Below are 24,907 nucleotides of genomic sequence, written 5' to 3'. Positions count from 1 at the left end.
TAACGGATTATTTTTTTGGAATATCTTTGACAGGAAACGCGTTTCATACTTTATAAAGGAGTTAAACCGGTCTGTAATAATCCATGGATTCTTTTCAAGTGTTAAAGCAGTGAATAGAATTTGGAGGAATATGCATGAATGAACTTTTATTGAGTATGAAAAAGTATGTAGATGATGATGAAAAGATTTTGGCCTTTGTGGTAGGGATATTTGAGAAGGATAATTTTATATTATCGTATCAACATGGGATTTTTGTTGCCACTACTAGACGTCTCCTTTTTTACGGGAAATTTCCGTACTATTCTTCAACATTTAAAGAGTATTCATATTTGCATATAGATAGCATAGATTTTCATCCGTATTTTGAGTTTACTTGTAATCATGAAACCATTCGCGCTAAGTATATTCAGAAAGGGAATGTGGAGCAATTTGTCCGTGCAGTTAGAGCAAATATGAATAATTAATCAACCCTCTGTTTAAACATAATATTTCAATTTTTAAGAGGGAAAATGCGGAATAAAAACCACTTCTAAACCTCTAGGAGATAGTGATACAATGTCAAATGGGGGGAGGGTATGAACTATGGTTAATCAACGTATAAAGGAAATAACACTAATTACAATTGGTTCATTATTATTCGCAATTGGTATTAATTACTTTGCAATTCCAAACCGTTTATCGGAAGGTGGAATTATTGGTTTAACGGTTGTTACGTACTACTTATTTGATTGGTCACCAGGAATTGTGAACTTTGCTATAAATGCAATTTTACTAGCTGTTGGTTATAAATTTTTTGATAAGAAAACAATGATTTATACAATTTTAGGGATTGTAGAAACATCTTTGTTTTTATACGTTACAGAACATATTGAATATCATGTAAATAGTGATACATTATTAGCAGCTTTATTTGCTGGCTTATTTGTGGGTATTGGATTAGGCTGTATGTTCAAAGCCGGAGGTACATCGGGAGGATCAGCAATCTTAGCTCAGTTAGCGAATCAATATTTAGGTTGGAGCGTAGGTAAAGGCGTACTAATTATTGATATTGTTGTAATTGCTGGTTCTGTATTTATAATAGGGCAAGAAAAGGCAATGTATACACTTGTAGCTGTGTTCATCGGAGCGAAGGTGATTGATTTCATTGTAGAAGGAATGGATACAAAAACGGCTGTTACGATTATTTCGAATCAACCAGATTTAATTCGTGAGGCTATTACGAAAAATATGACACGCGGTGTTACTGTATTAGAAGGGCGCGGCGGATATACTGGTAAAAATAAAGAAGTTTTATATGTTGTTATTAATAAACAAGAGCTTGTTAAGTTAAAACAAGTTATTAGCCGGGTAGATGAAGATGCTTTCGTTGTTATACATGATGTACGTGATGTACTTGGCGGTGGCTTTAAAGCAAGCTAAAAGGTGAACGAGTAAATTCGTTCACCTTTTTTAATTCTTACAAAAATGTAAGTGTAATGTAATGAGATTCAATAGTAGATTTTATTCCCCCTTTTTAAAATGGATGTATATATATCCTGCAGAGGAGGAATGCTTATTATGAAGAAAAAAATGATCACTACTATAATAGCGATGATAGTAATAGTAGTAATGTTACTGCCTACGAAACTTGGGCCGGTTATCGATAAATATAATCCATTTTATAAGACGAAAGAATACTATACGGTTGTGAATACAATTGGTCAGCATATTGGTGATGAGTGGTATGAATATGAATTTATTGCATTCGATGAACGTGGTAGAGAGCAGAAAATAAAGAAAACGGTTAAGCATATGTTAAAGAGAGATGAAGCATTAAAGGTTTTTGCAAAAGGACGTTACGGTGAATCGATTGAAGAGATTGAGGTTGCAAATATTCCTATAAATGCGAAGAGCAAACTTTTAACGATGAGATAGTAAAATATACCCCCATCTATTTTTTGTCGAAAATAAAAATACTGGGTAAGGGTATTTTTGAGATTAACAAAAAAGCCTTAGTACATATAGACTAAGGCTTTTTTATTATATAAAGGGGAAGGGGGTACATTGTAGTAGCATAGGTGAAAGGTATAAGAAGAGTAGCTACTAGCAATGTAATTTGGTTATGTGAGTGTTCTTCTTATTTGGCTTACTTTCTAACGTTATTGTACGAAATATAAGTAAGGGGAACTATCGAATTACATTACACATAACTTACAAACATGTAAGCCTTCTGTAATGTAATTCGATAGTTAAAAGATAGTAATTTTCATATAGTATAACTAGAAAGTCTTAATGTATTACTTTCTGTTTGTAATGAAGAATGAAAAACCAACTAATTTTTAATAATCCTCATCTGAATAAAGATGAGGATCCTTTTTTAAACCTTACAACATTGTAAGGTTTACGTAAGTTAATTCGATAGTAAATTTGTCATATTTTTTGCATAATAGATACAGATAGAAAAATAATTAGGGATCTAGTAAGAAGGGAGAAAAATGGGATGCGTAAAGAAGAAGTAGTGAAGTTACCAATTAAAGATTTCTGTAGCTACTTTACTGTTGCCGTAGTGTGTATTGGATTATTTGATATCATAACAAACTTAATTGTTAAATAATATAGATGCTAAAACAAGAAAGGAAGTCCTTTCTTGTTTTTTTTATGGGGGCATAAAGATGAAATGGATTGATAGTCATATACATGTTGATCAATATAAGGATGAAGAGAAGAGCAGATTACTAAAAGAGGTGGAAAATAGTAATGAAATAAAGGGGCTTATTGCGGTATCTATGAATTATCAATCTTGTAAGGAAACGTTATCTTTAGCGAAGAAGTATCCCTTTATATATCCAGCGATAGGGTTTCATCCAGAGCAACAGATTCATAAAGAAGAGTGTGAACAGATTTATCAACTTATTGAACAGAACGCAGAGGAAATTGTTGCGATTGGTGAAGTAGGTTTGCCCTATTATTTGAGAAAAGAAGATGAAAGAATTGCTGCAGATCCATACCTAGCTGTATTGAAAAAATTTATAGAACTAGCTAGTAAGTATAATTTGCCGATTGTATTACACGCAGTTTATGAAGATGCTGACATTGTATGTGATTTGCTAGAGAAATATAAAGTTTCACGTGCACACTTCCATTGGTTTAAAGGAAGCGATGAAACAATGAAACGGATGATGAGAAATGGTTATTATATTTCGATTACACCGGATGTTTTACATAAGGAGAAGATTAGAAAAATCGTTTCGTATTATCCGCTTGAATATATGATGGTAGAAACAGATGGACCGTGGGAATTTCAAGAGGGTGTTATAACGCATCCAAGAATGATTCGAGAGGTATTAAAGGAAATTAGTTCTATAAAAAACATATCCATCGATAAGGTCGCAGAAACAATATATGAAAATACAAGTCGATTTTATTTGAAAGGATAGGAGAATTATAGTTTTAATCATGTAACGGAAAAAGTAAAAGTTGAATTTATTTAATAAAATGCCACGGTTTGATATAGGACAAAAAACCACCAAGCGTTCCGCTCGGTGGTTTTGTATTAGGATTCTAATTTTTTCGCGCGTTTTAATAATAAAAGAAAGACAATAATAACGAATCCTAGTATAAGGAAGAAGCCATATTGCTTTATATAATCAATTATGTCATTTGCACTTGTTGGTTTTTTAACGTGAATGCCTTCTTTATTCGTAGTAATATGAATATCTTTCATTTTTACTTCATTCTTTTCCTTTTGTAAATCAATCCATTCTATATTTGGAATACTTTCTAGATCCTTTAACACTTCTTTTAATGGTTTCACACCTAAGTAAGGATGATAGAATGCTCCAATAATCCCATCGGATAATTTAGCAACAGATAAAGCATTTTCTTTCATTTTAGCAATAGCTTGTGGCTTATCTTCTTCAATAAAACCGACTGTTTCAGGCATTAATTTCATTCCATGTAGAAATGATGGTGTACTTCTATATGCTGGAGAGTGCATGGATTTCCAAGTTGTATCACTTAACTGTAGTTGTCCTACATAAGTTGAAAAGTATCTTGATAATATTTCATACCCTTTTTGAGACATTGTGTAATGAGGTGCTTCAAAGGCGACAGGATATAGTTTAGCATCTACAAGTTCTTGAATCCCCTTTTCGATATGATCTGTCGTATATTTTTTCTCAAACTCTTCCCCTTTTTTTACATATTGGTTATATGACTCTATATTTGGAAATTCATCTTTTGTCTTCGGTTTTTCATGTTTCGGTTGGCGAATTGGTTGATCCGTCTTTACGTCCCAAAATTCAAAACCTTCCCCAGTTTCACTATCATAAAATTGATGAGTGTAACCATGCATAATAATCGCTGCGCCATCATCTTGCATAGAGCGTAAAAGATCGACTAGTTCGGGTTTATCTTTTAAATGTAGTGTTTTACCTGTATCTGGATCTGTATATACAGGAATAACAGTGATCATGTAAGGAATCTTCTTCTCTTTTAGTAATTCAGCAATTTCTTTCAATTGATTTATATCTGCTGCTGGGTGAACATCCTCAAGACGTAAATAAGCTAATTTTTTATTTGTTTCGGGTTTTTGCTGAAAATAAGAAAATAGGCTTTCGCCAATATAATAAGATATCCAATCAAAGAGGTTAGAAGTTGCTACATAATAAGAATTGTTTTGCTGTACAATTAATGGATAAGTATTATTTCCTCTTAAAGCATGGGCGAGAATTGTTCCATTTGTGTCAAGTTGTTTAATTGTTCTTTCTTCTTCTAATATATTCTTTAGTTTACGTGTTGGATATTCAATTGTATCAGAGTTTATATCTTCATTTTTAAGTGTGATAAATGAAAAACGATTAGATAACTGTTCTATATTTTGACCTAAAACTAGTAATGGTCCTGGGAATCCTTCTAGAAATTTCTTTGCTTCAGTAGAAAGTTCTTCTTGTTTTTCACTCATGTAAATAACATGTGTATACGAAGATTTATCAGTTATTTCAGCTAACTGTTTTATGTTTTTAATTGTTATATTATTAGTGAAATGTCCTACTTGTGTATTAAGTATTTGGATATCACTTGTAATTTGATCATCGTTTGAACTGTATAAAATAAGGGTTTTTGGTTGTTCGATTTTTTGTGCGGAAATAGGGACAGGAATTAGTAGTAGTAAACTAAATAAGAGTAACAGCCATTTTTTCATATTATTATTCTCCTAGTTTATATTTAGAATTCAATTTACAATTATATACAATAAATACGTTATAGTCTATGAAAGTTACATTTTTGCACGTATTTACCAGCTGTTTTTTCACAAAATCGGTCTAAAGCATGATGATAATACGTATAGTTATTTGCTATGATAAAAGAGTAGTAGAATGTAGGTAATTGTAAAGGGAAGGCTGAAAGGGGACAAATTTCAGCGGAGAAAGAGGTAGAGGTAGTGAAGAAATTCTTTGTAGGATTTTTAGTTGTTCTTGGAGTATATTTATATTTCCAAGGAAAGTCTGAAGGAATGGATAAGCTAGTGAATGGAACAAGCTATGTTGATTCAGAAGAAGCAAAACAGATGAAACAAATCATTATAGAGGAAGCGAAGAAAGTAAATCTTCCGGAATGGATACCTCTTGCAATTGCTGAGCATGAAAGTCGATTAAATCCAAGAAGTGTTGGAGATAATGGAACTTCATTCGGATTGTTTCAACTACACCGCGGCGGCGGGCTTGCACCAGAACATTTAACTGATGATGAGCTGAAAGATCCACGTACAAATGCGCAAATTGCAATGCCGCATTTAATGAAAGGATATAAGCGTGGGGTGCAAAAAGGTTTGACTGATTTTGCATTACTGAAATATATAGCGAATACATCTGGATGGCCAGGGAATTTAGGGCCAGAGTGGACGGATAATAACATGAAGTATAACATCGGATTAGAAGATGTGTACTATCGAAATAAAGGTGTAATTAAAGAGTAGGTTTTGATACCTACTCTATTTTTTTTTGATAATCGTTTCATTTTGTGAAATACTCCGCTAGTTGTATTTTTACGTATTCTAGTTTTGTGGAAACTTGAGGTATTTTATATCCTACATACAGCGGTGAAACGACAAACCTAGGAACAACTTTACAAATGATTTTTCCATTTAAGTAATAGAAGAATAAGTTATAACTACTGCATCCTTTATGGAAATCTGTCAGTATGTAACGTACAGTTTGCTGAATGTAATTTGCCATGTCATCTATATATGAAATATTATCAATGATTATATTGAATTCAGTGAAGCCAATAATGGGACGCTCTGAAATATTAAGCTCAATGCGTTCATTTTTTTGAACAATTACCCCTTGGAAATTTTCTTCTTCAATATTTTCAAGATAATCTACATATTTCATTCCGATAATTTGCATGTGTGCATGATGCAAACTTCCACCTGAAAATGGACCGTGATTTTTGTATAAAATTACAGATGCGAACTCTTCTTTCTTCTGTAAGTGTAACCAATGTTGAATAGAAAATTGCATTAATTTCCGCATATGTTCTTCTGTATATGTTGCGATATGATCTTCGCAATTATCGGTTTCAATTAACACTGTTTGAAATGTATCTTGTAATGTAGGAAATTTATTTTTTAACCAAATAATAGAACCATCAGTTGCTAAAATATCCGTTAAATGTTCTGTATCGCAAAATGGACATGCAGCGCTTCTATTCCGAATACTTTCTGGTTTTTGTTTACCGATATCGTTTAAAAAATATAGTTGTTGTGTATCCATTTATATATATGCCCCTTTAAAATATGTGTAAAAATCTCGCTTAATACATTCGGGAAAAGGAGAAGGAAATCCTCTAAAGGAATATGGGGAAAAATAAAAGACAAGATATCCTCATTACGATAGGGTACCTTGTCTTTTATTTTTTCTCTAATAGTGTGTATGGATAATATAGAACATTTTCAGTATTTTTCTTTTTTCTATTTTTTATTGTGTATAAGGTAATTGCTGTGCTTGCAATTATAATAATGGCTTTCTTCATATTCATATACCCCTTTTTATTGTTGGTTTAATTCTTGGCTAACTGCTTTTGCATCGACCAAAGCGTGTAAAATCATTTTTACCATGTTCATCATATTTCTTCACTCCTTTTTATAGTTCATTTAGTTCTTTTACAACTGCTTGTCCGTTCACTAATACCTCAAAGATTGCTTTTACGATTTCTTTTATCATGTTTGTTTCCTCCTTTTGTTTGTCTCTCTTGTTTACATCTTTATTGTATAGGGAGGCATCTTTTCGTACTATCGCTTTCCATTACGTGAACATAACAGTTTTGTAAGATTTGATGTCACTCATTGAAATGTTTAGTCTATATTCATTATTTTCAGAAAAAAGACTATTCAAACATGAAATAGGGAAGTATAATAAAGAAGTAAGTATTAAATTCCGTACGAAAGGGGTGAATGAGATGAAACGTTCTTTAGCTGCACGTGCCAAATTTTTAGATTTTATCTATTTTTGTCGTGCGATTTTTCATGATGTAGTTGTTAACGGGATACGTATGCCCTTTTTTAACAATTGCATAGTGACTATTGAACGATAGGAATCTCTTCACCCATTTTTAATAAACGTGTGAAAAGGGAGCTATTTGGCTTCCTTTTTCTATGCCGAAAACCATGGGGAATGTTTCTTTCTCATGGTTTTTTATATTGAAAGGAGTACGGAAAATGACTATTTGTAGTGTAAATAATGTAACGAAATCTTTTGGTGGAAACATCATATTTGAAAATATATCGCTTGAAATAAAGAATGGTGAACGTGTTGGGTTAGTTGGTCGTAACGGTAGTGGGAAGACAACAATCTTTGGGCTTCTAACGGGAATGGAGAGTTTGGATACAGGAGCCATCCATATGAAGAAAGGTACACGTATTGGTCATGTCGCACAAATTCCGAAGTTTGATGAGGCCATGACTGTATATGATGTATTGAGTTCCGCTTTTAAAGTAGAAAAGGAATTAGAAAAAGAAATGCATGCTCTAGAAAAAAATATGGCAGAAGAGCAGGAACAATCTTCTTTGCAAAAGCTAATGGAGAGGTACGGAGTAATTCAAGAAAAATTTGCATTTCTCGGTGGTTATGAAATAGAGGCAAATATAATGAAGGTAGCAAATGGCTTACAAGTGACAAACTTATTTTCAAGAGTATTTACGGAATTAAGTGGAGGAGAACAGACGAAAGTAAGCCTTGCATATATGCTATTGCAGAAACCAGATTTACTTCTATTAGATGAACCAACAAATCATTTAGATTTGTTTGCAGTTGAATGGTTAGAGCAGTTTTTAAAAGAATATAATGGAACAGTTATGGTTATTTCACATGATCGCTATTTCCTTGATGAAGTTGTAACGAAAATTTTTGATTTGGAAGATGGAGCGATTCACGTGTACCATACGAATTATTCTCAGTTCGTTGAGGAGAAGGAAGGAAGATTACTTCAAGAGTTTCAAGCTTATCAAGAGCAGCAAAAGAAAATAAAGAAAATGAAAGAAGCAATTAAGCGCCTACGTGAATGGGCAAATCAAGCGAATCCTCCGAATGAAGGATTGCATAAAAGAGCGAGAAATATGGAACGTGCGTTAGAACGTATAGAGAAATTAAAGAGGCCGATTTTAGAACGGAAACAGATGGGTCTTCAGTTTGAAGGGCAAGAGAGAAGTGGGAAAGATGTTGTTGTAATGAAAGAAGTGAGTAAAGGTTTTGCTGGCCGACCTTTATTTGAACAAGCGAATTTACATGTTCGTTTTCAAGAGCGTGCTGCTATCGTTGGTCGCAACGGCACAGGGAAGACCACTTTACTAAAATTACTATTAAAAGAAATGGAACCAGAAGCTGGCGCAATTAGGGTTGGGAGTAGTGTGAAAATCGGTTATTTATCACAGCATACGTATGAAAATATGAAGAGTAATGTATTGGAAGCATTCAGGGAGAATGTGACTGTAACAGAGGGAGAAGCAAGACATATATTAGCTAAGTTTTTATTTTATGGTCCAGCAGTATTTAAGAAAGTAACGCAACTTAGTGGTGGAGAAAAAATGAGGTTAAGACTTGCGCAACTTATGTATCAAGACATCAATTTTCTAATTTTAGATGAGCCGACAAACCATCTTGATATTGAATCAAGAGAAGTTTTAGAGGAAGCCCTTGAGCAATATAACGGGACGATTTTAGCTGTTTCACACGATCGATATTTTTTAAATAAGTTATTTGAAAAGACGTACTGGATTGATGAATGTAAATTATTTGAGTTTGCAGGAAACTATGCATGGGCTCGTCAAAAGTGGGAAGAAAAGCTTGAGAAGCAAGTAATAAAGCAGAAACGCCAAGGAAAAAAAAGTGTTGAAACGGTTCCTGTAAAAGAGAAAGAAGCTAGGAATCTTGAAGAGATTGAAAACGAGTTAATGCATGTAGAAGAAGATGTATATGCAATAGAATGTGAAATGGAACATGTAGCTGATGTTGAAAGACTTGAAAAATTATATGAGGAAAAAACGAAGAAAGAGTTGTTACGAGCAGAGTTATATAATGAATTAGAGAATATTGTGGAGTAATGAGTAGAAAGCCACTTCCTTTCAGTTTTGCTGGAGGAAGTGGCTTTTTTCATAATGATATTTGGCTTTAAAGGTTAAATAAAGCGATGTGTTTCACGTGAAACAGTAACTTAGATAAATCCGTGTTCCTCAATTTGCATAGCTTGTGAAACATATGAAATGCTAAGGTGAAAAATAAATGTCATTAGTAGTTTTTCGATAGGAGTAATTACAAAAACAAAGGCTAATTATTTCCCGAGAGATAAAGTGAGACTTTAATCAGTCCTCACGAATCGGGCTTTTACGGGCAGCACGCCCCCACCTAACTTCTTTGCTTTCGCTGAATTTTGAGGTGAGGGTCTTACTGACCGGAAAATAGTGGGATAAATATGTGTAAAAGAGACTAGTGAATGAAAATGAAAAGAGAGCAAAGTTACAGCTTTACGCGCTGAACTCTGCTCTCTTTTTGCGTGGTATCTTCTCTCGTTGAAATTATAATAGCGATCCCGAGCATGATAAAAAAAGCTAAAAAGAGGACGAACTTTGGGAAGAACGGGAATAGTAATAGCGCCCCGACTATCATAATTGTTAATAATACGTAGTGCAGGACGTATTGGAATAGGTTGTCCATATTTTCGCCCCCTTTTTGGTAATTGGTTATTAGTATTCTATGTTTCATGCTGAAGAAATAGAAGTAGATTTTTAAGTTTTTAATACGAATTATAGCTGAGTTTTCTTAAAGTATAAATGTAGAGATAAAATTTTGTAAAAATTCTAAAAATATTTATTTAGAAAGAATTGACAAAACATAATGAACGATATAAGCTAATAACCATAAAGTCTACCGGAAAGGTCGGAATAAGATTGTTACCCCTCAAAAACATCTATTTTTTTACGATTAAAACCGACTTTTCCGATTGGCTATAATTGTTGCTGTGGGAGGCATACATAAGCTAATAAGTTCAAAGGGTATAACTATTAAACAGTTAGGGTGGGGACAATGAAGAAAAAAACAAAAAAATGGGCTGGTGTATTTTCAGTATTACTGAGTAGTTCGCTTGTGTTATCTGCTTGTGGGGGACAGGAGGATACGGCTTCTACAGAACCAGTAAAAAAGCAGGATTTAAAAGACTCTAAGATTGAATCAATTCCAGCTACAGATAAAAAGAAAAGTCCAGAGAAAGCAAATCAACGAAAAGATACTTTTATTACAGCCATTTCTAAGCCAGGGGGAGTTTTCCTTCCGTATTTCCAAGATAATGGTTGGGATGGAAATGTAACGTCTGTTATTTTTGCGTCATTAGTAACAACAGACAAACAAAGTAAACCTGTTCCGGACCTTGCAGAAAAATGGGATATTTCTGCTGACCAGTTAACATATACATTCCACTTACGTAAAAACTTAAAATTTAGTGACGGGTCGCCTTTAACAGCGGATGACGTAGCATTTACATTAACACTACTTCATGATAAAGCGTATGAAGGTGGATTGGATATTGCTCAGTATGCTGTTAAAGGTGGGAAAGAATATAAAGAAGGAAAAGCAACTTCTATTGAAGGAATCCAAGTTGTTGATCCACAGACAATTAAAATTACAACTGAAAAAGTTAATTCACAGGCGCTAACGAATTTAGGTGGCCCAGTGCTATCAAAAGCTTATTATGGAAAAGATTATAAACAAAATACAAGTTTAGACTATTTAAAAGCATTATATGGGCAACCAATTGCAGCGGGTCCATATAAATTTGAAAAATATGTTCCAGGTCAAGAAGTCCGCTTTGTTGCTAACGAAAATTATTATGCAGGTAAACCAAAAATTAAAAACTTTATTTACAAAATCACATCAGGTGATACTGGATTCCAATTATTCCAAACAGGTGAACTGGACTATAGTGGGTTTAGAGCGAACCCTGAAAATATAGACCAATTAAAAGGATTAGAGTTTGCAAATATTAATCTTGAATCATCAAGTGATATTGCTTATATCTATGTAAATAATAAGAAGTCGTATTTGAAAGATAAAAAGGTACGCCAAGCACTTACTTATGGATTAGACCGTAAGAAGTATGTGGATACAGCTTTACAAGGCTATGGCTCTGTCGCTAACGTACCAATTGCTCCAGTTTCATGGGCATATACAGAAGAAGGTATTAATAAATATCCGCATGACGTAGAAAAGGCTAAAAAATTATTGGATGAGGCTGGTTGGAAAGTAGGTTCTGACGGGGTTCGTGAAAAAGATGGTCAAAAATTAAAATTAACATACTACGCATCAAATACAGGTAAAACAAATGATATCTTTATTCCGATTGCAAAAGAAAGTTACAAAGAAATTGGTGTTGAATTAAATCCAGAGTTGATGGACTTTAATACGATGCTTTCAAAAGTAGGAAAAGGTGACTACGATTTAGCGGCAGTTTCAACACCAGGAATTAGTGATCCAAGTGAAGTTGTAAGTGAGTACTTATCAACTAATCCAAAAAGTGATACGGGTTATAATAATCCGAAAGTAGATGATTTGATTGTAAAAGGTATAGGAACGACAGATATTGAAAAACGTAAAGCGATTTATAAAGAGCTGTATAAAGAGTTAAGTGATGATTCACCAGTTATTTTATTAAACTATCGTAAACTACTTTATGCTCATAATGCACGTATAAAAGGAATTGATCCAGAAAAGTACGATAGCATCAGTTCCAACTTACCAGTGTTATCTATTGAACAATAAGGGTTGACCTAAATAATAGAAGACGTTTTTTCACACAGCAATGGAATGGTAGCTGTTTTGAAAAAATGTTCTTCTATTTTTAAGTAAATAGGATTGGGGAGACAAAAGGTGAAAACATATATCATTCGTAGGTTTCTACAAATGATTCCTACATTGTTTGGTACGTCTATTATTATCTTTTTCTTATTTGCACTCTTACCGGGTGATTATATCGATTCAAATCCAAAATTAACACCAGAGAGGGCTCAAGAATTAAGAGAGTTGTACGGTTTAAATAAACCGATTATTGAAAGGTATTTTCATTGGTTAGTGAATGCTTTGCATGGTGATTTTGGATTTTCTTTACAGTATCAAGAACCGGTAACTTCATTACTTAATAAATTCATTTGGAATACATTTATTGTTGCTGCTGCAGCTTTATTTTTCACTTGGATTATTGCTCTTATTATTGGGGTTATTTCTGCAACAAAGCAGCATTCTTGGTTTGATAGATTGGTAACAATCGGTGTCTTTGCAGCAATGTCATTTCCATCATTCTTTATCGGACTATTTTTAATTAAATTATTAGCAGTTGATTTAAAGTTATTACCTATTGGTGGCATGATTGATATTGGGAGTAACTCAACAGGGATAGCATACATATTAGAAGTATTACGTCATATGATTCTACCTGTATTTATTTTAACGCTTCTTGGTGTAGGATCGTTAACACGCTATTTTAGAACGGGCATGTTGGATGTTATTAGGCAAGATTATATTCGTACTGCTCGTGCAAAAGGTTTAAAAGAAAGAACCGTTATTTATAAACATGCATTGAAAAATGCAATTTTGCCAGCAATTACATTACTCGCTTTTGAATTACCGGGTTTATTTTCAGGAGCTATTATTATTGAACAGATTTTTAATTGGCCAGGGATTGGGAGTATTCAATTAGAAGCATTAAACTTCCGTGATTATACGGTATTAATGGCCTTTACAATGTTTCTTTCTTGTTTAACGATTATGGCTAATTTCTTAGCTGATATTGTATATGCGTTTGTTGATCCAAGAATTCGATTGAAGTAAGGGGGGAAAGATATGGAGACTATTACACCCATAATAGAGAAAAAGAAAGAACGGAAAAAGAGAAATGAATCATCACCATGGCGCCAAGCGTATAAAAAAATCAAGAAAAATAAGATGGCACTGTGTGGCTTATACGTTTTAATATTTATGTTTTTATTTAGTTTTATCGGTCCAATCTTTTCACCGTATGCTGATGGGAAAGTACAAGTAACACAAATTAATAAACCACCCAGCCTGTCACATTGGCTTGGAACAGACCAGTTGGGACGGGATATTTTAACTAGACTTATGCAAGCAGGGCGTATTTCATTAACAATTGGTTTAGCGTCGATGCTACTATCCGTTATACTAGGTGCTCTATTAGGAGCCATTGCTGGTTTTTATCGAGGAGTTGTAGATCATTTAATTATGCATGTTGCAGATGTCTTAATGTCCATTCCAGGATTACCGCTACTTATTATAATGGGAGCAATTTTATCAGAATGGAAATTACCATCGGAGTACCGTTTATATGTTGTAATGATTATTTTAAGTTTAGTAGGATGGCCAGGACTTGCCCGTCTTGTGAGAGGACAAATTTTAACATTGCGGGAGCAAGCCTTTATGCAAGCGGCAGATGTATTAGGATTAAAAGATTCTCGAAAAATCATTCATCATCTAATTCCTAACGTCTTTCCGTTACTTATTGTTGTAGCAACTTTGGGTGTGGCTGGATCTATTTTAAGTGAGTCCGCGCTAAGCTACTTAGGTCTCGGCGTCGTCCCACCTACACCATCATGGGGGAACATGATTAGCGCAGCTAACTCATTAATTGATTTCCAAAAGCGTCCGTGGTTATGGATTCCGCCTGGTTTTGCAATCTTTATAACAGTTGTATCAATTAATTTACTTGGTGATGCACTTCGTGATGCGTTAGATCCAAAGATGAGACGGTAGGTGAGAAGGTATGAGTAGAGCGGTAGTAGAGCTAAAAGACTTACAAACACACTTTCAAACGGAGGAAGGGACAGTGAAGGCTGTAAACCATGTTAGCTTTGCTGTTCGAGAAGGTGAAACAGTTTGTGTAGTAGGAGAATCAGGTTGCGGGAAGAGTGTAACGGCTTTATCTATTATGGGGCTTATTGCTGAATCTGGCAGTGTAGTGGGTGGAGATATTTTATATGAAGGAAAAAGTCTTTTAGGAATGAAAGAGAAAGAACTTCGTAGTTTACGAGGCAATGATATTGCAATGATTTTCCAAGAACCGATGACATCTCTAAATCCCGTCTTCACTGTAGGTGAGCAAATTGTAGAAACGCTAAGGGAGCATGAATTACTTAGTAAAAATGAAGCGTATAAGAAAGCAATTGAGTTAATTCGTAAAGTTGGCATAGCTCGTGCTGATGAAATTGTCCATTCTTATCCGCATGAACTGAGCGGCGGGATGTTACAACGTATTATGATTGCTGTTGCGCTTAGTTGTAATCCTAAGTTATTAATTGCAGATGAACCAACAACAGCTCTTGATGTTACGATTCAAGCCCAAATATTAGATTTACTAAGACAAGTGAAAGAAGAATTTAAAACGTCGATCTTATTAATTACACATGATTTAGGTGTCGTAGCAGAAATGGCTGATTACGTTGTCGTTATGTATGGCGGGAAAGTTATTGAAGAAGCTCCGGTATTAGAGATATTCCAAAATCCAAAACATCCTTATACGAAAGGATTATTGAAATCAAAACCAGTAATGGGAAAACGAATAGATAAACTATATTCTATTCCAGGGCAAGTTCCAAATTTAGTTGGTTTAGGTGAGTTTTGTTACTTTAGTGGGCGTTGTGAGCATTGTATGGAAATATGTGAAAAAGAAGCCCCAAATCTAAATGTAAATGATGAAAATCATAAAGTAGCTTGCTGGTTATATGAGGAGCGTGCGGAGCAATGAGTGAACCATTATTAGAGGTAAAAAACCTAAAGACATATTTTCCAATTAAAGGTGGCATATTTAGTAGAACGATCGGACATGTAAAAGCAGTTGATGGAGTAAGTTTTACTATTAATAAAGGCGAAGTGTTTGGTCTCGTTGGCGAATCAGGGAGCGGAAAAACAACGATAGGAAAAACAATTTTACGTCTCGTTCAAAAAACAGAGGGGGAAGTGAAGTTTAAAGGGAAAGATGTTCATTCTTTATCCAAGGATGAATTGAGAAAACATCGCCCTAATATGCAGCTCGTTTTCCAAGATCCATTTAGCTCATTAAATCCGAGAATGAGAATTGGAGAAGCACTTGGAGAGCCGATGTTGGCCCACGGATTAGCGACGAAAGAAAATGTTCGTGAAAAGGTAATTGAAGTATTGGAGTTATGTGGCTTAGCTCCTTATCATATTGACAGGTATCCCCATGAGTTTTCTGGTGGACAACGTCAACGTATCGTAATAGCAAGAGCTATGGTATTAAATCCAGAATTCATTGTAGCTGATGAACCTGTGGCGGCACTAGATGTATCTATCCAAGCACAAATTATTAATTTATTTAGTGAGTTACAGGAGAAAAAGGGATTATCTTATTTATTCATTTCACATGATTTAAGTGTAGTAGAACATTTATGTACGAAAATCGGAATTATGTATTTAGGTACGATTGTGGAGACGGCGCCGCGTGATGAGTTATTTACCAATCCGCTACATCCTTATACAAAAGCATTGTTATCAGCCGTTCCAATACCAGATCCAACAGTGAAGCGAGAGCGAATTATACTAGAAGGGGATATTCCAAGTCCAGCAAATCCACCTTCAGGTTGTCGTTTTCATACACGTTGCCCGTTTGCAACAGATGTTTGTAAAAAAACAATACCAGAATTTCGTAATGTTGGTGATGATCATTTTGTTTCTTGTCATCATGTATAAAAAAAGGACTCTTTCAAATGGAAAGAGTCCTTTTTTTATTTACTAGATGAAGTTTGTTTCAATACAAATTGCTCGATTGCGTGAGCAACACCATGTTCATTGTTTGTTAATGTTACAACATCACATAGTTTTTTTACATCTTCTTCAGCGTTGCCCATTGCAACAGATAAGCCTGCTACTTCTAACATTGGTACATCATTAAAATTATCACCAATAGCAACTGTATCTTCAATAGGAATATTAAAATGAGCTGCCATCTGCTGTAGCCCGTTTCCTTTATGTCCATTCTTATCCATAATTTCTAAGTTAGTAGGAGCTGATGCTGTAACCATAATATCAGCGTCTTCTTGTAACACGCTTAATAGCTGTGCGCGATGCGCTGCATTAAATGTTGAAATGAAGAATTTAGATATTTCTAGTTCTTGGTTATTTACAACATCTTCTATTTTTTTGAAATCAGTAATTAAGTTCGATTTCTTTTGCTTTTCTGTAATTCGTTCAAGTTCCTCTAATGTAACATCGAGCGCCTGCTTATTTTCTTCGAACGCTTGCATCACTTGATCTTGCCATGTATATGGAGAATAAACTCCTTTATTTGTATATAACTTATATGGGAAACTTTCAGATTCTAGTAATTTTGCAAGTTTGTACACTTTGTCGTTTTGTATACAACGCGAGTTAATTACTTTTCCATCCACATAAACAATAGCCCCATTGCTTGCTCCGACTGGAAGAGATAATTTATATTCTTCCAATAGCTTTAAAGCATCCTCTTTCGCACGACCAGAACAAATCATTACAATATGACCAGCTTCTTGTGCAGTTTGGATTGCTTGTAGGTTTTCTTTGGAGATTTCAAGATTAGATGATAGTAGTGTACCATCCATATCTAATGCGATTAATTTCAAAATGACCACCTCTTTGTTTTTATTATACATAGTTATATAGAGGAAACATATAAACTTATCTTGGAAAGACGGTATTTTATCTCATATTAAAAGTAAGTAAAGATTAGATAGGTTTAGTGTCACTAAATAAACTGTTTGTAACAAAAATAGAGAGGAGTATGACTATATTTCACTTTATGACTGTAATATTACATGAATGTTACAAACGTGAGCTTAGTGAAAAGTGCATTAAATAAAGGTTTTTGGGGATTATTATAAAAAAACGTAAAAAAAGTGTAATAAATTTCACGTTATTATATTGCAACGTAACAACAGTTATGTTACATTAATGTTACAAACGTTACGTTATCAAATTTAATGTAACGTTAACATAAAAACTATGAAATAAACATTTCTTAGAAATTACATATAGATAACTTATGAAAAGGGAGGATAAATGATATGAAAGAGCAAGTATTACAAGTAACAAAAGGTGACTTCGTAGGATCAGCAAGTGGAGCGGTAGTATTAACAGCATTAATCGTATTTCTATCAAGCGTATTAGTATAATAGAAACTTTGTAACAAAAGAAAAAGAAGGGAGAATGAAAGATATGAAAGAGCAAGTATTACAAGTAACAAAAGGTGACTTCGTAGGATCAGCAAGTGGAGCGGTAGTATTAACAGCATTAATCGTATTTCTATCAAGTGTATTAGTATAATAGAAGTTTTAAATCAAACAAAAATGGAAGGAGAATGAGGGATATGAACAGTGAACAAGTGTTTCAAGTAACAAAAACAGATTTATTAGGATCCTTAGGTGGAGCGGTAATATTAACATCATTTATTCTATTCCTTGCAAGTGTATTAGTATGATATATATAAATACAATTATTCAAAAAAAATAAAGACTCTAACGTATTAGTAAGTAGTTAATATGTTGGAGTCTTTTTTATTTTCTTCTTATATACCTTCAAGTATTAAAGTTACCCCATTATTTAGCATTCATGAATAATTAGACGCTGCGGTTGCAACTTGATTCAACGAATAATCAAAAATCCACTGATTAAAGTTTCACTTTATTTCAAAGAGAAAAAAGTCGAATTTTATATGTAAGAAAAAAAGAGGAATTTGACAGAAAAGATAGAAAATTTTAAAGGTCAGAATTTGTTAGCTTGCTAACTAATTTCTATTTATTTATGTTGGAAGCGTTTTCGGTTGGTTTTAAGTATATGGACCATTTAATCTATTTACAGGGGGATGAAGATATTATGAAACAAAAATCTATGGATACGCTAGCTGCACAAATGGAGGACTTTTTTCCAGTACGTGATGTAGATCATTTGGAATTTTACGTAGGGAATGCAAAGCAATCGAGTTATTATCTTGCGAGAGCGTTCGGATTCAAAATTGTGGCTTACTCTGGATTAGAAACTGGAAACCGTGAAAAGGTATCTTATGTTCTTGTGCAAAAAAATATGCGTTTCGTTGTGTCTGGAGCTTTAAGTAGTGAAAATCGTATTGCAGAGTTTGTAAAGACTCATGGTGATGGCGTGAAGGATGTGGCACTACTTGTTGATGATGTTGATAAAGCATACTCAGAAGCAGTGAAACGTGGTGCCGTCGCAATTGCTCCACCAGAGGAATTAACAGATGAGGACGGTACATTGAAAAAAGCAGTTATTGGTACGTATGGTGATACAATTCATACGCTTGTAGAGCGTAAAAATTATAAAGGGGCATTTATGCCAGGATTCCAAAAGGTAGAGTTTAATATTCCATTTGAAGAGTCTGGTTTAATTGCTGTCGATCATGTAGTTGGTAATGTTGAAAAAATGGAAGAGTGGGTTAGTTATTACGAGAATGTCATGGGCTTTAAACAAATGATTCATTTTGATGATGACGATATTAGTACAGAGTATTCGGCGTTAATGTCGAAAGTTATGACGAATGGAAGCCGTATTAAGTTTCCGATTAACGAACCAGCAGACGGAAAGAGAAAGTCACAAATTCAAGAGTATCTAGAATTCTATAATGGAGCTGGTGTACAGCATCTTGCTTTATTAACAAGTGATATTGTTAAAACAGTTGAAGCGCTTCGTGCAAATGGGGTGGAGTTTTTAGATACACCTGATACTTATTATGATGAGTTAACTGCACGAGTTGGAAAAATCGATGAAGAAATTGATAAGCTAAAAGAATTAAAGATCTTAGTAGATCGTGATGATGAAGGTTACTTACTACAAATCTTTACGAAACCAATTGTAGATCGCCCGACTTTATTTATTGAAATCATTCAACGTAAAGGTTCTCGTGGATTTGGTGAAGGAAACTTTAAAGCGTTATTCGAATCAATTGAAAGAGAACAAGAGCGTCGCGGAAACTTATAAGATTTGTATCCACCAGCAAAAGTCCCTTTGCTGGTGGAAATTTCATTTTTATAAGGAGGAATCAGGATGAAATTTGTTACATTTCGTCTTCCTTCAAAAGAAATACGGGCTGGATGGCTTGAAGGTGACAAAGTAATAGATATGAATCTTGCTAGTGAAGGGAGAATCCCTTCTTCTATGATGGCTTTTTTAGAGAAAGCTGATGAGTATGTAGAAGTAGTGAGGAATGTTAAGAATCCAAATAAGGGTATATATGCTTTAGAAGAAGTACAATTGACAGCTGCTCTTCCTAATCCGAGTAGTATTCGAGATTTTTACGCATTTGAACAACATGTAAAAACAGCTCGCGGACGAAGAGGACTAGATGTTGTGCCTGAATGGTATGATATTCCGGTCTTTTATTTTACTAATCATCGTGCTGTAATTGGTTCCGGTGATTTTGTAATTGGTCCGAAAAAGTCTAAAAAGCTTGATTACGAGTTGGAGATCGCTTGCGTAATAGGAAAAGAAGGGCGAAATATTTCTCGTGAGCAAGCAGAGGAATATATTTTTGGTTATTGTATTATGAACGACTGGAGTGCGAGAGACTTACAAGCAACAGAAATGAAAGTAGGTCTCGGTCCAGCGAAAGGAAAGGACTTTGCAACTTCGTTAGGAGCACATCTTGTTACGAAAGAGGAATTAGATGTTTATCGTAATGGTGATCGATATGATTTAGAAATGACTGCTCATGTAAATGGAAAACTATTATCAAAGGGAAACTTCCAAGATATTTACTATACATTTGCTGAAATGATTGAACGTGCTTCAGAGGACGTTACGTTATATCCAGGAGATGTGATTGGTTCTGGGACAGTAGGAACAGGCTGTATTTTAGAACTTGGTACAGAAGAGTGGCTACAAGATGGAGATGTTGTAGAGCTGTCGATTACTGGTTTAGGTACACTACGTAATACGATCAAAAAAGAAAAGGAAGCGAGTGATGGGCATGTTTTATCGTCACATGGGAGAACTACCTCATAAACGACATGTACAATTTCGTAAAAAAGATGGATCGCTTTATCGTGAACAGGTAATGGGAACAAAAGGTTTTTCTGGTACACAGTCTATTTTGTATCATCACTATATGCCAACAGAAGTAGGTCATTCTGCATTATCGCATTCTTGTCAGTTGCAGTATGAAGAGGATGTTGCTCTTTCTCATCGCCACTTCCGAACGAAAGAAAATAAAAAAAGTGGTGATGCAATAAGTGGACGAAATTTCATACTTGGAAATGAAGATTTGTTAATTGGAGTAGTGAGCCCAACAGAAAAAATGGATTATTTCTATCGTAATGGTGATGGCGATGAAATGTTATTTGTTCATTATGGAACAGGGAAAATTGAAACGATGTTTGGAACGATTCACTATAGAAAAGGCGACTATGTAACGATCCCAATTGGAACGATTTATCGTGTTATTCCAGATGAAGGAGAGACTAAGTTTCTTGTTGTAGAGGCGAATAGCCAAATTACAACGCCGCGTCGTTATCGAAATGAATACGGACAATTGTTAGAGCATAGTCCGTTTTGTGAAAGAGATCTTCGTGGTCCAGAAAAATTAGAGACCTATGATGAAAAAGGCGATTTTGTCGTAATGACAAAATCAAGAGGTTATATGCACAAACATGTTTTAGGACACCACCCGTTAGATGTTGTTGGATGGGATGGCTATTTGTATCCGTGGGTATTTAATGTAGAGGATTTTGAACCAATTACAGGGCGCATTCATCAGCCGCCGCCAGTACATCAAACATTTGAAGGGCATAATTTTGTTATTTGCTCTTTCGTACCACGTTTATACGATTATCATCCAGAGTCAATTCCGGCACCATATTATCATAGTAATGTTAATAGTGATGAAGTTCTTTACTATGTAGAAGGAAACTTTATGAGTCGCAAAGGTGTGGAAGAAGGTTCTATTACACTTCATCCGAGCGGGATTCCCCATGGGCCGCATCCGGGGAAAACAGAGGCAAGTATAGGGAAGAAAGAGACACTTGAATTAGCTGTTATGATAGACACATTCCGTCCGCTTCGTATTGTAAAACAAGCACATGAAACAGAAGATGAAAAGTATATGTATAGCTGGATTGAACAAGGTTCATATACTGTGAAATAAGTAAAAAAAGCATGCTCTCAATAAGGGAGCATGCCTTTTTTGTGGAATCGACATGTATAATAATACCAAAAAGAGTTGTCGAAAGATATATAGAAAGAATGATAAGGATAGTGCATATTCAGAAGAATTTCTACTTGTTTCGACAAAAGTATTGACTAGGAAAAGCGTAATGAGTAAAATAAAAAAGCGAATTAAAAATTTTCAGAAAATTTAAAACTTGGAGGAGTGAAAGATGAAGCAAATTTTTCAAAAGAAGCCAATTGCAAAGTTAATGCAAGAAAGTAAGCAAAAAACGTTAGCAAGAACATTGGGCGCGCTAGATTTAACTATGCTTGGAATCGGAGCAATTGTTGGAACTGGTATTTTTGTTCTAACGGGTGTTGTGGCAGCGAAACATTCTGGGCCAGCTATTATATTATCGTTTGCGATTGCCGCGCTAGCTTGTGCCTTTGCTGCATTTTGTTATGCTGAATTTGCTTCTTCAGTTCCTGTATCGGGCAGTGTGTATACGTATACATACGCGACGATGGGAGAAGTATTCGCATTTTTAATTGGCTGGGATCTAATGCTTGAATATTTACTTGCTACATCTGCTGTAGCAAACGGTTGGTCTGCATATTTTCAATCTTTATTAAAGGGGTTTGGAATTCACATTCCGACTATTCTCTCCTCGGCTCCTGGTACAGGAAAGGGTGGAATAATTGATCTACCTGCAGTTCTAATTATTTTAGTGATGACAGTTCTTTTATCTAGGGGTGTTCGTGAAAGTGCACGAGTAAATAACATTATGGTATTTATTAAAATAGCAGTTGTTCTTATTTTTATCTTTGCTGGTTTTAATTATGTGAAACCTGAAAACTGGACGCCTTTTATGCCGTTTGGTTTAGATGGTGTAATGGCTGGAGCGGCTACAGTATTCTTCGCATTTATAGGATTTGATGCAGTTTCAACAGCGGCAGAAGAAGTGAAACGTCCGCAACGTGATTTACCAATTGGTATTATTGCATCGTTATTAATTTGTACAGTTCTTTATATCGTTGTTTCGCTTATTTTGACAGGAATTGTTCCATACGGACAGTTAAATATATCAGATCCAGTTGCTTTTGCACTTCAATTTATTGGACAAGATGGCTTAGCTGGAGTAATTTCAGTAGGAGCAATTACAGGAATTACAACAGTAATGCTAGTTATGATGTATGGACAAGTTCGTGTTTCTTATGCGATGAGCCGAGATGGTTTACTGCCGAAGCGTCTTGCTAAAGTTCATCCGAAATTTAAAACGCCATTTTTAAATACATGGACAACGGGAATTATTGCGGCACTGATTTCAGGATTAATAGATTTAAATGTTTTAGCACATCTTGTAAACATGGGGACATTGTCAGCATTTGCACTCGTAGCTGTTGCGGTAATTGTAATGAGAAGAACCCATCCAGACTTACCAAGGGCATTTAAGGCTCCGCTTGTACCGTTTTTACCAGCGTTAACAGTGATTTTCTGTTTATACTTAATGCTTCAATTATCGGGGACAGCATGGATTAGTTTTGGGATATGGATGGTTATTGGTATAGCGGTTTACTTCTTATATAGCCGAAAACATAGTGCTTTAAATAATAGTAAAAAAGAAGAAGATGTTGCGAATTTATAAGTGAAAAAATCCATTCTAATTCTATTAGAATGGATTTTTATATTTGAAAATTTAAATTTTTCTGAACTTATTATAAGATAATTGTTGGCTAACTAAAGGGGTGAAATGATGAAAAATACGTGGCGTGAGTTAAGGGAGATGGACCGTAACGTATGGATTCGATTTATTGGAGAGACGTTAAATGGAATTGCAATGATGATGTTAATGCCTTTTTTTGCATTATATTTAAAAGATAAGGTAGATTCGTTGTTGGAAGTTGGGGTTATTATGGCGCTTTCTCCAATTGCTGCAAGCTTTGGATCACTTATAGGAGGAAGAATTGCTGACATATATGGAAGAAAACCGATTATGATATTTTCTATGGCAAGTAATGCATTATTAATGCTCGGTTTTCTATTTATAGAAGGGTTTATTCCATATGCAATTTTATCTATTTTTTTAGGGTTGAGTAATTCTTTATTTCATCCAGCTGCATCAGCTATGGTCGCAGATGTAACGGCACCAGAAAAAAGAACAGAGGCATATGGTTTATTACGAATGGGACACAATATAGGTGCTGCGATTGGTCCGATAATGGGAGCATCAGTAGTTGTGTTGTCAAAGAATCTTGTGTTTATTATTGCCTCTTCTACAATGCTATTTTATGCGTTACTTGTATTACTTCTTATTCAAGAGACGATGCCAAAGAGGATAGATAAGGAAGAACATAAAGAAAAGGAATCTGGGGCAGTTTTGAAAATTGTAATGCGAGATAAGGCATTAATGATTTACTTATTAGCAGGTATTATCATTTCGATGGGTTTTTCTCAAACCGAAGGCATGTTGCCACTACATTTTGATAATGAAATGAAGGGTATTTTTGGAACGAATAATCCATATCCATATTTAATGGCGTTAAACGGACTATTAGTTGTTTTATTCCAATTTCAAATTTCAAAATGGGCTACGGATAAACCAGTCGGGAAGACGATGTTATATGGTGCATGTTTGTTCGGGATTGGATTATTTTTTATAGGGTGGTTACCGAAGTGGTTTGGAGAGTTTAATACAAATGCTACAGTTATTTTAATAACACTACTGTTCGTTTATGCTATATATACGTTAGGTGAGATGATTATGTCGCCTGTACAGATGACATTTGTAGCCAACTTGGCCCCTGAGCATTTGAGAGGGACTTATATGGGCGCTGCAAGTTTGCAGTGGATTACAGGAAGCGCATTTGGTCCACTTTTGGGAGGTTTTTTATTAGATCGATTACTTGGCCACTTTCTATTTACAATTTTAGCTGTAGGATGTGTAGTTGCAGGTATTGTATATATTTCTTTAGATCGCCTTGTTGAGCAAAGGCAAAAAGATACACTAACCAAACAATCTTCTTAGTAAATAGGTGACATACACAAAAAAGGGAATTTCTACATATTTTAGGTACATAACTAGATAGGATTACCATTTCATTTTAAAATTCACCTTTGTATAGTAGTGGAATAGAAAAAGTGTAGAAAACCAATAAGTGGTGTCATTTAATTATTTGTGGAAGTTACATTTTATTTCAAATAGGAACTACCTATTTTTATAAAAAGT

The 24,907-nt window shown here is 34.6% G+C and carries 25 protein-coding genes; 20 read left to right on the top strand and 5 right to left on the bottom strand.

From position 1 onward, the window contains the following. The first annotated feature begins 134 nt into the window (after positions 1 to 134). From N2V92_RS06345 to N2V92_RS06330, 4 genes are all read left to right on the top strand, one after another. Entirely contained in the window at positions 135 to 464 is a 330-nt protein-coding gene (locus N2V92_RS06345; RefSeq protein WP_001004219.1) for a PH domain-containing protein, read from the top strand. Between the two features lie 118 nt (positions 465 to 582). Then, entirely contained in the window at positions 583 to 1,419 is an 837-nt protein-coding gene (locus N2V92_RS06340; RefSeq protein ID WP_000248045.1) for a YitT family protein, read from the top strand. 138 nt (positions 1,420 to 1,557) lie between these two features. Beyond that, positions 1,558 to 1,914: a YxeA family protein gene (locus N2V92_RS06335; protein WP_000728422.1), complete on the top strand. Its 357-nt coding sequence runs from the start codon at positions 1,558 to 1,560 to the stop codon at positions 1,912 to 1,914. Positions 1,915 to 2,651: 737 nt separating this feature from the next. Beyond that, positions 2,652 to 3,416 (top strand): TatD family hydrolase, encoded by a 765-nt coding sequence (locus N2V92_RS06330; protein WP_000871109.1) that lies wholly within the window; start codon positions 2,652 to 2,654, stop codon positions 3,414 to 3,416. 116 nt (positions 3,417 to 3,532) lie between these two features. On the opposite strand, the gene N2V92_RS06325 is transcribed toward N2V92_RS06330, so the two are convergent. Further along, a complete protein-coding gene (locus tag N2V92_RS06325) occupies positions 3,533 to 5,182 on the bottom strand; it encodes a DUF2334 domain-containing protein (protein WP_016078968.1) in 1,650 nt (549 codons plus the stop codon). A 240-nt stretch (positions 5,183 to 5,422) separates the two neighbouring features. Between N2V92_RS06325 and N2V92_RS06320 the strand changes: the two genes are divergently transcribed. Beyond that, the gene (locus tag N2V92_RS06320) at positions 5,423 to 5,956 is read left to right on the top strand and encodes a transglycosylase SLT domain-containing protein (protein WP_000713249.1); all 534 of its coding nucleotides are present in this window, start codon (positions 5,423 to 5,425) and stop codon (positions 5,954 to 5,956) included. 37 nt (positions 5,957 to 5,993) lie between these two features. Here the strand turns inward: N2V92_RS06320 and N2V92_RS06315 are convergent, their stop codons facing one another. Both N2V92_RS06315 and N2V92_RS06310 read right to left on the bottom strand, forming a co-directional pair. Continuing rightward, positions 5,994 to 6,755, bottom strand: a complete 762-nt coding sequence (locus tag N2V92_RS06315; RefSeq protein WP_002162952.1) for a DUF4931 domain-containing protein — start codon at positions 6,753 to 6,755, stop codon at positions 5,994 to 5,996. A gap of 136 nt (positions 6,756 to 6,891) precedes the next feature. Next, positions 6,892 to 7,020: a hypothetical protein gene (locus tag N2V92_RS06310; RefSeq protein ID WP_002083998.1), complete on the bottom strand. Its 129-nt coding sequence runs from the start codon at positions 7,018 to 7,020 to the stop codon at positions 6,892 to 6,894. A gap of 420 nt (positions 7,021 to 7,440) precedes the next feature. Between N2V92_RS06310 and N2V92_RS06305 the strand changes: the two genes are divergently transcribed. Then, a complete protein-coding gene (locus N2V92_RS06305; protein WP_000830643.1) occupies positions 7,441 to 7,575 on the top strand; it encodes an RAxF-45 family protein in 135 nt (44 codons plus the stop codon). 124 nt (positions 7,576 to 7,699) lie between these two features. Further along, positions 7,700 to 9,580 carry a ribosomal protection-like ABC-F family protein gene (gene abc-f, locus N2V92_RS06300; protein ID WP_000150890.1) on the top strand — a complete coding sequence of 627 codons (1,881 nt, stop codon included), beginning with the start codon at positions 7,700 to 7,702 and terminating at the stop codon, positions 9,578 to 9,580. Between the two features lie 412 nt (positions 9,581 to 9,992). On the opposite strand, the gene N2V92_RS06295 is transcribed toward abc-f, so the two are convergent. Then, positions 9,993 to 10,190, bottom strand: coding sequence for a hypothetical protein (locus N2V92_RS06295; protein ID WP_000369259.1), 198 nt, complete (start codon positions 10,188 to 10,190; stop codon positions 9,993 to 9,995). 369 nt (positions 10,191 to 10,559) lie between these two features. Between N2V92_RS06295 and N2V92_RS06290 the strand changes: the two genes are divergently transcribed. From N2V92_RS06290 to N2V92_RS06270, 5 genes are all read left to right on the top strand, one after another. Then, on the top strand, positions 10,560 to 12,287 hold the full coding sequence (locus N2V92_RS06290; protein WP_016078969.1) for an ABC transporter substrate-binding protein: 1,728 nt from the start codon (positions 10,560 to 10,562) through the stop codon (positions 12,285 to 12,287). A 108-nt stretch (positions 12,288 to 12,395) separates the two neighbouring features. Beyond that, the gene (locus tag N2V92_RS06285; RefSeq protein ID WP_000860687.1) at positions 12,396 to 13,352 is read left to right on the top strand and encodes an ABC transporter permease; all 957 of its coding nucleotides are present in this window, start codon (positions 12,396 to 12,398) and stop codon (positions 13,350 to 13,352) included. A 12-nt stretch (positions 13,353 to 13,364) separates the two neighbouring features. Continuing rightward, positions 13,365 to 14,288: an oligopeptide ABC transporter permease gene (opp4C, locus tag N2V92_RS06280; protein WP_170264899.1), complete on the top strand. Its 924-nt coding sequence runs from the start codon at positions 13,365 to 13,367 to the stop codon at positions 14,286 to 14,288. A gap of 10 nt (positions 14,289 to 14,298) precedes the next feature. Beyond that, the gene (locus N2V92_RS06275) at positions 14,299 to 15,279 is read left to right on the top strand and encodes an ABC transporter ATP-binding protein (protein WP_000085614.1); all 981 of its coding nucleotides are present in this window, start codon (positions 14,299 to 14,301) and stop codon (positions 15,277 to 15,279) included. Then, positions 15,276 to 16,241 (top strand): ABC transporter ATP-binding protein, encoded by a 966-nt coding sequence (locus tag N2V92_RS06270; RefSeq protein WP_001294500.1) that lies wholly within the window; start codon positions 15,276 to 15,278, stop codon positions 16,239 to 16,241. Before N2V92_RS06275 ends, N2V92_RS06270 begins: the two co-directional genes overlap by 4 nt. 35 nt (positions 16,242 to 16,276) lie before the next feature. Here N2V92_RS06270 and N2V92_RS06265 read toward each other — a convergent pair whose 3' ends face one another. Then, complete coding sequence (locus tag N2V92_RS06265) at positions 16,277 to 17,149, bottom strand: Cof-type HAD-IIB family hydrolase (RefSeq protein WP_000766426.1); 873 nt, start codon at positions 17,147 to 17,149, stop codon at positions 16,277 to 16,279. A 441-nt stretch (positions 17,150 to 17,590) separates the two neighbouring features. Between N2V92_RS06265 and N2V92_RS06260 the strand changes: the two genes are divergently transcribed. The 8 genes from N2V92_RS06260 to N2V92_RS06225 all read left to right on the top strand — a co-directional run bounded on the left by N2V92_RS06260 (position 17,591) and on the right by N2V92_RS06225 (position 24,706). Next, positions 17,591 to 17,698 carry a DUF3948 family protein gene (locus N2V92_RS06260; protein ID WP_000664237.1) on the top strand — a complete coding sequence of 36 codons (108 nt, stop codon included), beginning with the start codon at positions 17,591 to 17,593 and terminating at the stop codon, positions 17,696 to 17,698. A gap of 34 nt (positions 17,699 to 17,732) precedes the next feature. Next, positions 17,733 to 17,849, top strand: a complete 117-nt coding sequence (locus N2V92_RS06255; protein WP_000654250.1) for a DUF3948 family protein — start codon at positions 17,733 to 17,735, stop codon at positions 17,847 to 17,849. 43 nt (positions 17,850 to 17,892) lie between these two features. Further along, entirely contained in the window at positions 17,893 to 18,003 is a 111-nt protein-coding gene (locus N2V92_RS06250) for a DUF3948 family protein (RefSeq protein ID WP_001083691.1), read from the top strand. A gap of 395 nt (positions 18,004 to 18,398) precedes the next feature. Further along, positions 18,399 to 19,517, top strand: coding sequence for a 4-hydroxyphenylpyruvate dioxygenase (gene hppD / locus N2V92_RS06245; protein ID WP_000810920.1), 1,119 nt, complete (start codon positions 18,399 to 18,401; stop codon positions 19,515 to 19,517). Between the two features lie 66 nt (positions 19,518 to 19,583). Continuing rightward, positions 19,584 to 20,540, top strand: coding sequence for a fumarylacetoacetate hydrolase family protein (locus N2V92_RS06240; RefSeq protein ID WP_000673996.1), 957 nt, complete (start codon positions 19,584 to 19,586; stop codon positions 20,538 to 20,540). Beyond that, positions 20,506 to 21,678 carry a homogentisate 1,2-dioxygenase gene (locus N2V92_RS06235; RefSeq protein ID WP_012614724.1) on the top strand — a complete coding sequence of 391 codons (1,173 nt, stop codon included), beginning with the start codon at positions 20,506 to 20,508 and terminating at the stop codon, positions 21,676 to 21,678. Before N2V92_RS06240 ends, N2V92_RS06235 begins: the two co-directional genes overlap by 35 nt. 232 nt (positions 21,679 to 21,910) lie before the next feature. Continuing rightward, the gene (locus N2V92_RS06230) at positions 21,911 to 23,326 is read left to right on the top strand and encodes an amino acid permease (RefSeq protein WP_000809361.1); all 1,416 of its coding nucleotides are present in this window, start codon (positions 21,911 to 21,913) and stop codon (positions 23,324 to 23,326) included. A 108-nt stretch (positions 23,327 to 23,434) separates the two neighbouring features. After that, positions 23,435 to 24,706, top strand: coding sequence for an MDR family MFS transporter (locus N2V92_RS06225; RefSeq protein WP_000799713.1), 1,272 nt, complete (start codon positions 23,435 to 23,437; stop codon positions 24,704 to 24,706). The last annotated feature ends 201 nt before the right edge of the window (positions 24,707 to 24,907 follow it).

It is taken from the genome of Bacillus sp. CH_48 (genome assembly GCF_038008465.1).
Taxonomy (GTDB): domain Bacteria; phylum Bacillota; class Bacilli; order Bacillales; family Bacillaceae_G; genus Bacillus_A; species Bacillus_A thuringiensis_S.
The sequence above is the reverse complement of the archived record's forward strand: the minus strand, read 5'-3'. Positions and strand labels throughout refer to the sequence as shown.

Bases quoted from the DNA above. Each gene is read 5' to 3' on its own strand.
- N2V92_RS06345 (WP_001004219.1), top strand. From the start codon at position 135: ATGAATGAACTTTTATTGAGTATGAAAAAGTATGTAGATGATGATGAA.
- N2V92_RS06340 (WP_000248045.1), top strand. From the start codon at position 583: ATGGTTAATCAACGTATAAAGGAAATAACACTAATTACAATTGGTTCA.
- N2V92_RS06335 (WP_000728422.1), top strand. From the start codon at position 1,558: ATGAAGAAAAAAATGATCACTACTATAATAGCGATGATAGTAATAGTA.
- N2V92_RS06330 (WP_000871109.1), top strand. From the start codon at position 2,652: ATGAAATGGATTGATAGTCATATACATGTTGATCAATATAAGGATGAA.
- N2V92_RS06325 (WP_016078968.1), bottom strand. From the start codon at position 5,182: ATGAAAAAATGGCTGTTACTCTTATTTAGTTTACTACTACTAATTCCT.
- N2V92_RS06315 (WP_002162952.1), bottom strand. From the start codon at position 6,755: ATGGATACACAACAACTATATTTTTTAAACGATATCGGTAAACAAAAA.
- N2V92_RS06310 (WP_002083998.1), bottom strand. From the start codon at position 7,020: ATGAATATGAAGAAAGCCATTATTATAATTGCAAGCACAGCAATTACC.
- N2V92_RS06305 (WP_000830643.1), top strand. From the start codon at position 7,441: ATGAAACGTTCTTTAGCTGCACGTGCCAAATTTTTAGATTTTATCTAT.
- abc-f (WP_000150890.1), top strand. From the start codon at position 7,700: ATGACTATTTGTAGTGTAAATAATGTAACGAAATCTTTTGGTGGAAAC.
- N2V92_RS06295 (WP_000369259.1), bottom strand. From the start codon at position 10,190: ATGGACAACCTATTCCAATACGTCCTGCACTACGTATTATTAACAATT.
- N2V92_RS06290 (WP_016078969.1), top strand. From the start codon at position 10,560: ATGAAGAAAAAAACAAAAAAATGGGCTGGTGTATTTTCAGTATTACTG.
- opp4C (WP_170264899.1), top strand. From the start codon at position 13,365: ATGGAGACTATTACACCCATAATAGAGAAAAAGAAAGAACGGAAAAAG.
- N2V92_RS06275 (WP_000085614.1), top strand. From the start codon at position 14,299: ATGAGTAGAGCGGTAGTAGAGCTAAAAGACTTACAAACACACTTTCAA.
- N2V92_RS06270 (WP_001294500.1), top strand. From the start codon at position 15,276: ATGAGTGAACCATTATTAGAGGTAAAAAACCTAAAGACATATTTTCCA.
- N2V92_RS06260 (WP_000664237.1), top strand. From the start codon at position 17,591: ATGAAAGAGCAAGTATTACAAGTAACAAAAGGTGACTTCGTAGGATCA.
- N2V92_RS06255 (WP_000654250.1), top strand. From the start codon at position 17,733: ATGAAAGATATGAAAGAGCAAGTATTACAAGTAACAAAAGGTGACTTC.
- N2V92_RS06250 (WP_001083691.1), top strand. From the start codon at position 17,893: ATGAACAGTGAACAAGTGTTTCAAGTAACAAAAACAGATTTATTAGGA.
- hppD (WP_000810920.1), top strand. From the start codon at position 18,399: ATGAAACAAAAATCTATGGATACGCTAGCTGCACAAATGGAGGACTTT.
- N2V92_RS06240 (WP_000673996.1), top strand. From the start codon at position 19,584: ATGAAATTTGTTACATTTCGTCTTCCTTCAAAAGAAATACGGGCTGGA.
- N2V92_RS06235 (WP_012614724.1), top strand. From the start codon at position 20,506: ATGTTTTATCGTCACATGGGAGAACTACCTCATAAACGACATGTACAA.
- N2V92_RS06230 (WP_000809361.1), top strand. From the start codon at position 21,911: ATGAAGCAAATTTTTCAAAAGAAGCCAATTGCAAAGTTAATGCAAGAA.
- N2V92_RS06225 (WP_000799713.1), top strand. From the start codon at position 23,435: ATGAAAAATACGTGGCGTGAGTTAAGGGAGATGGACCGTAACGTATGG.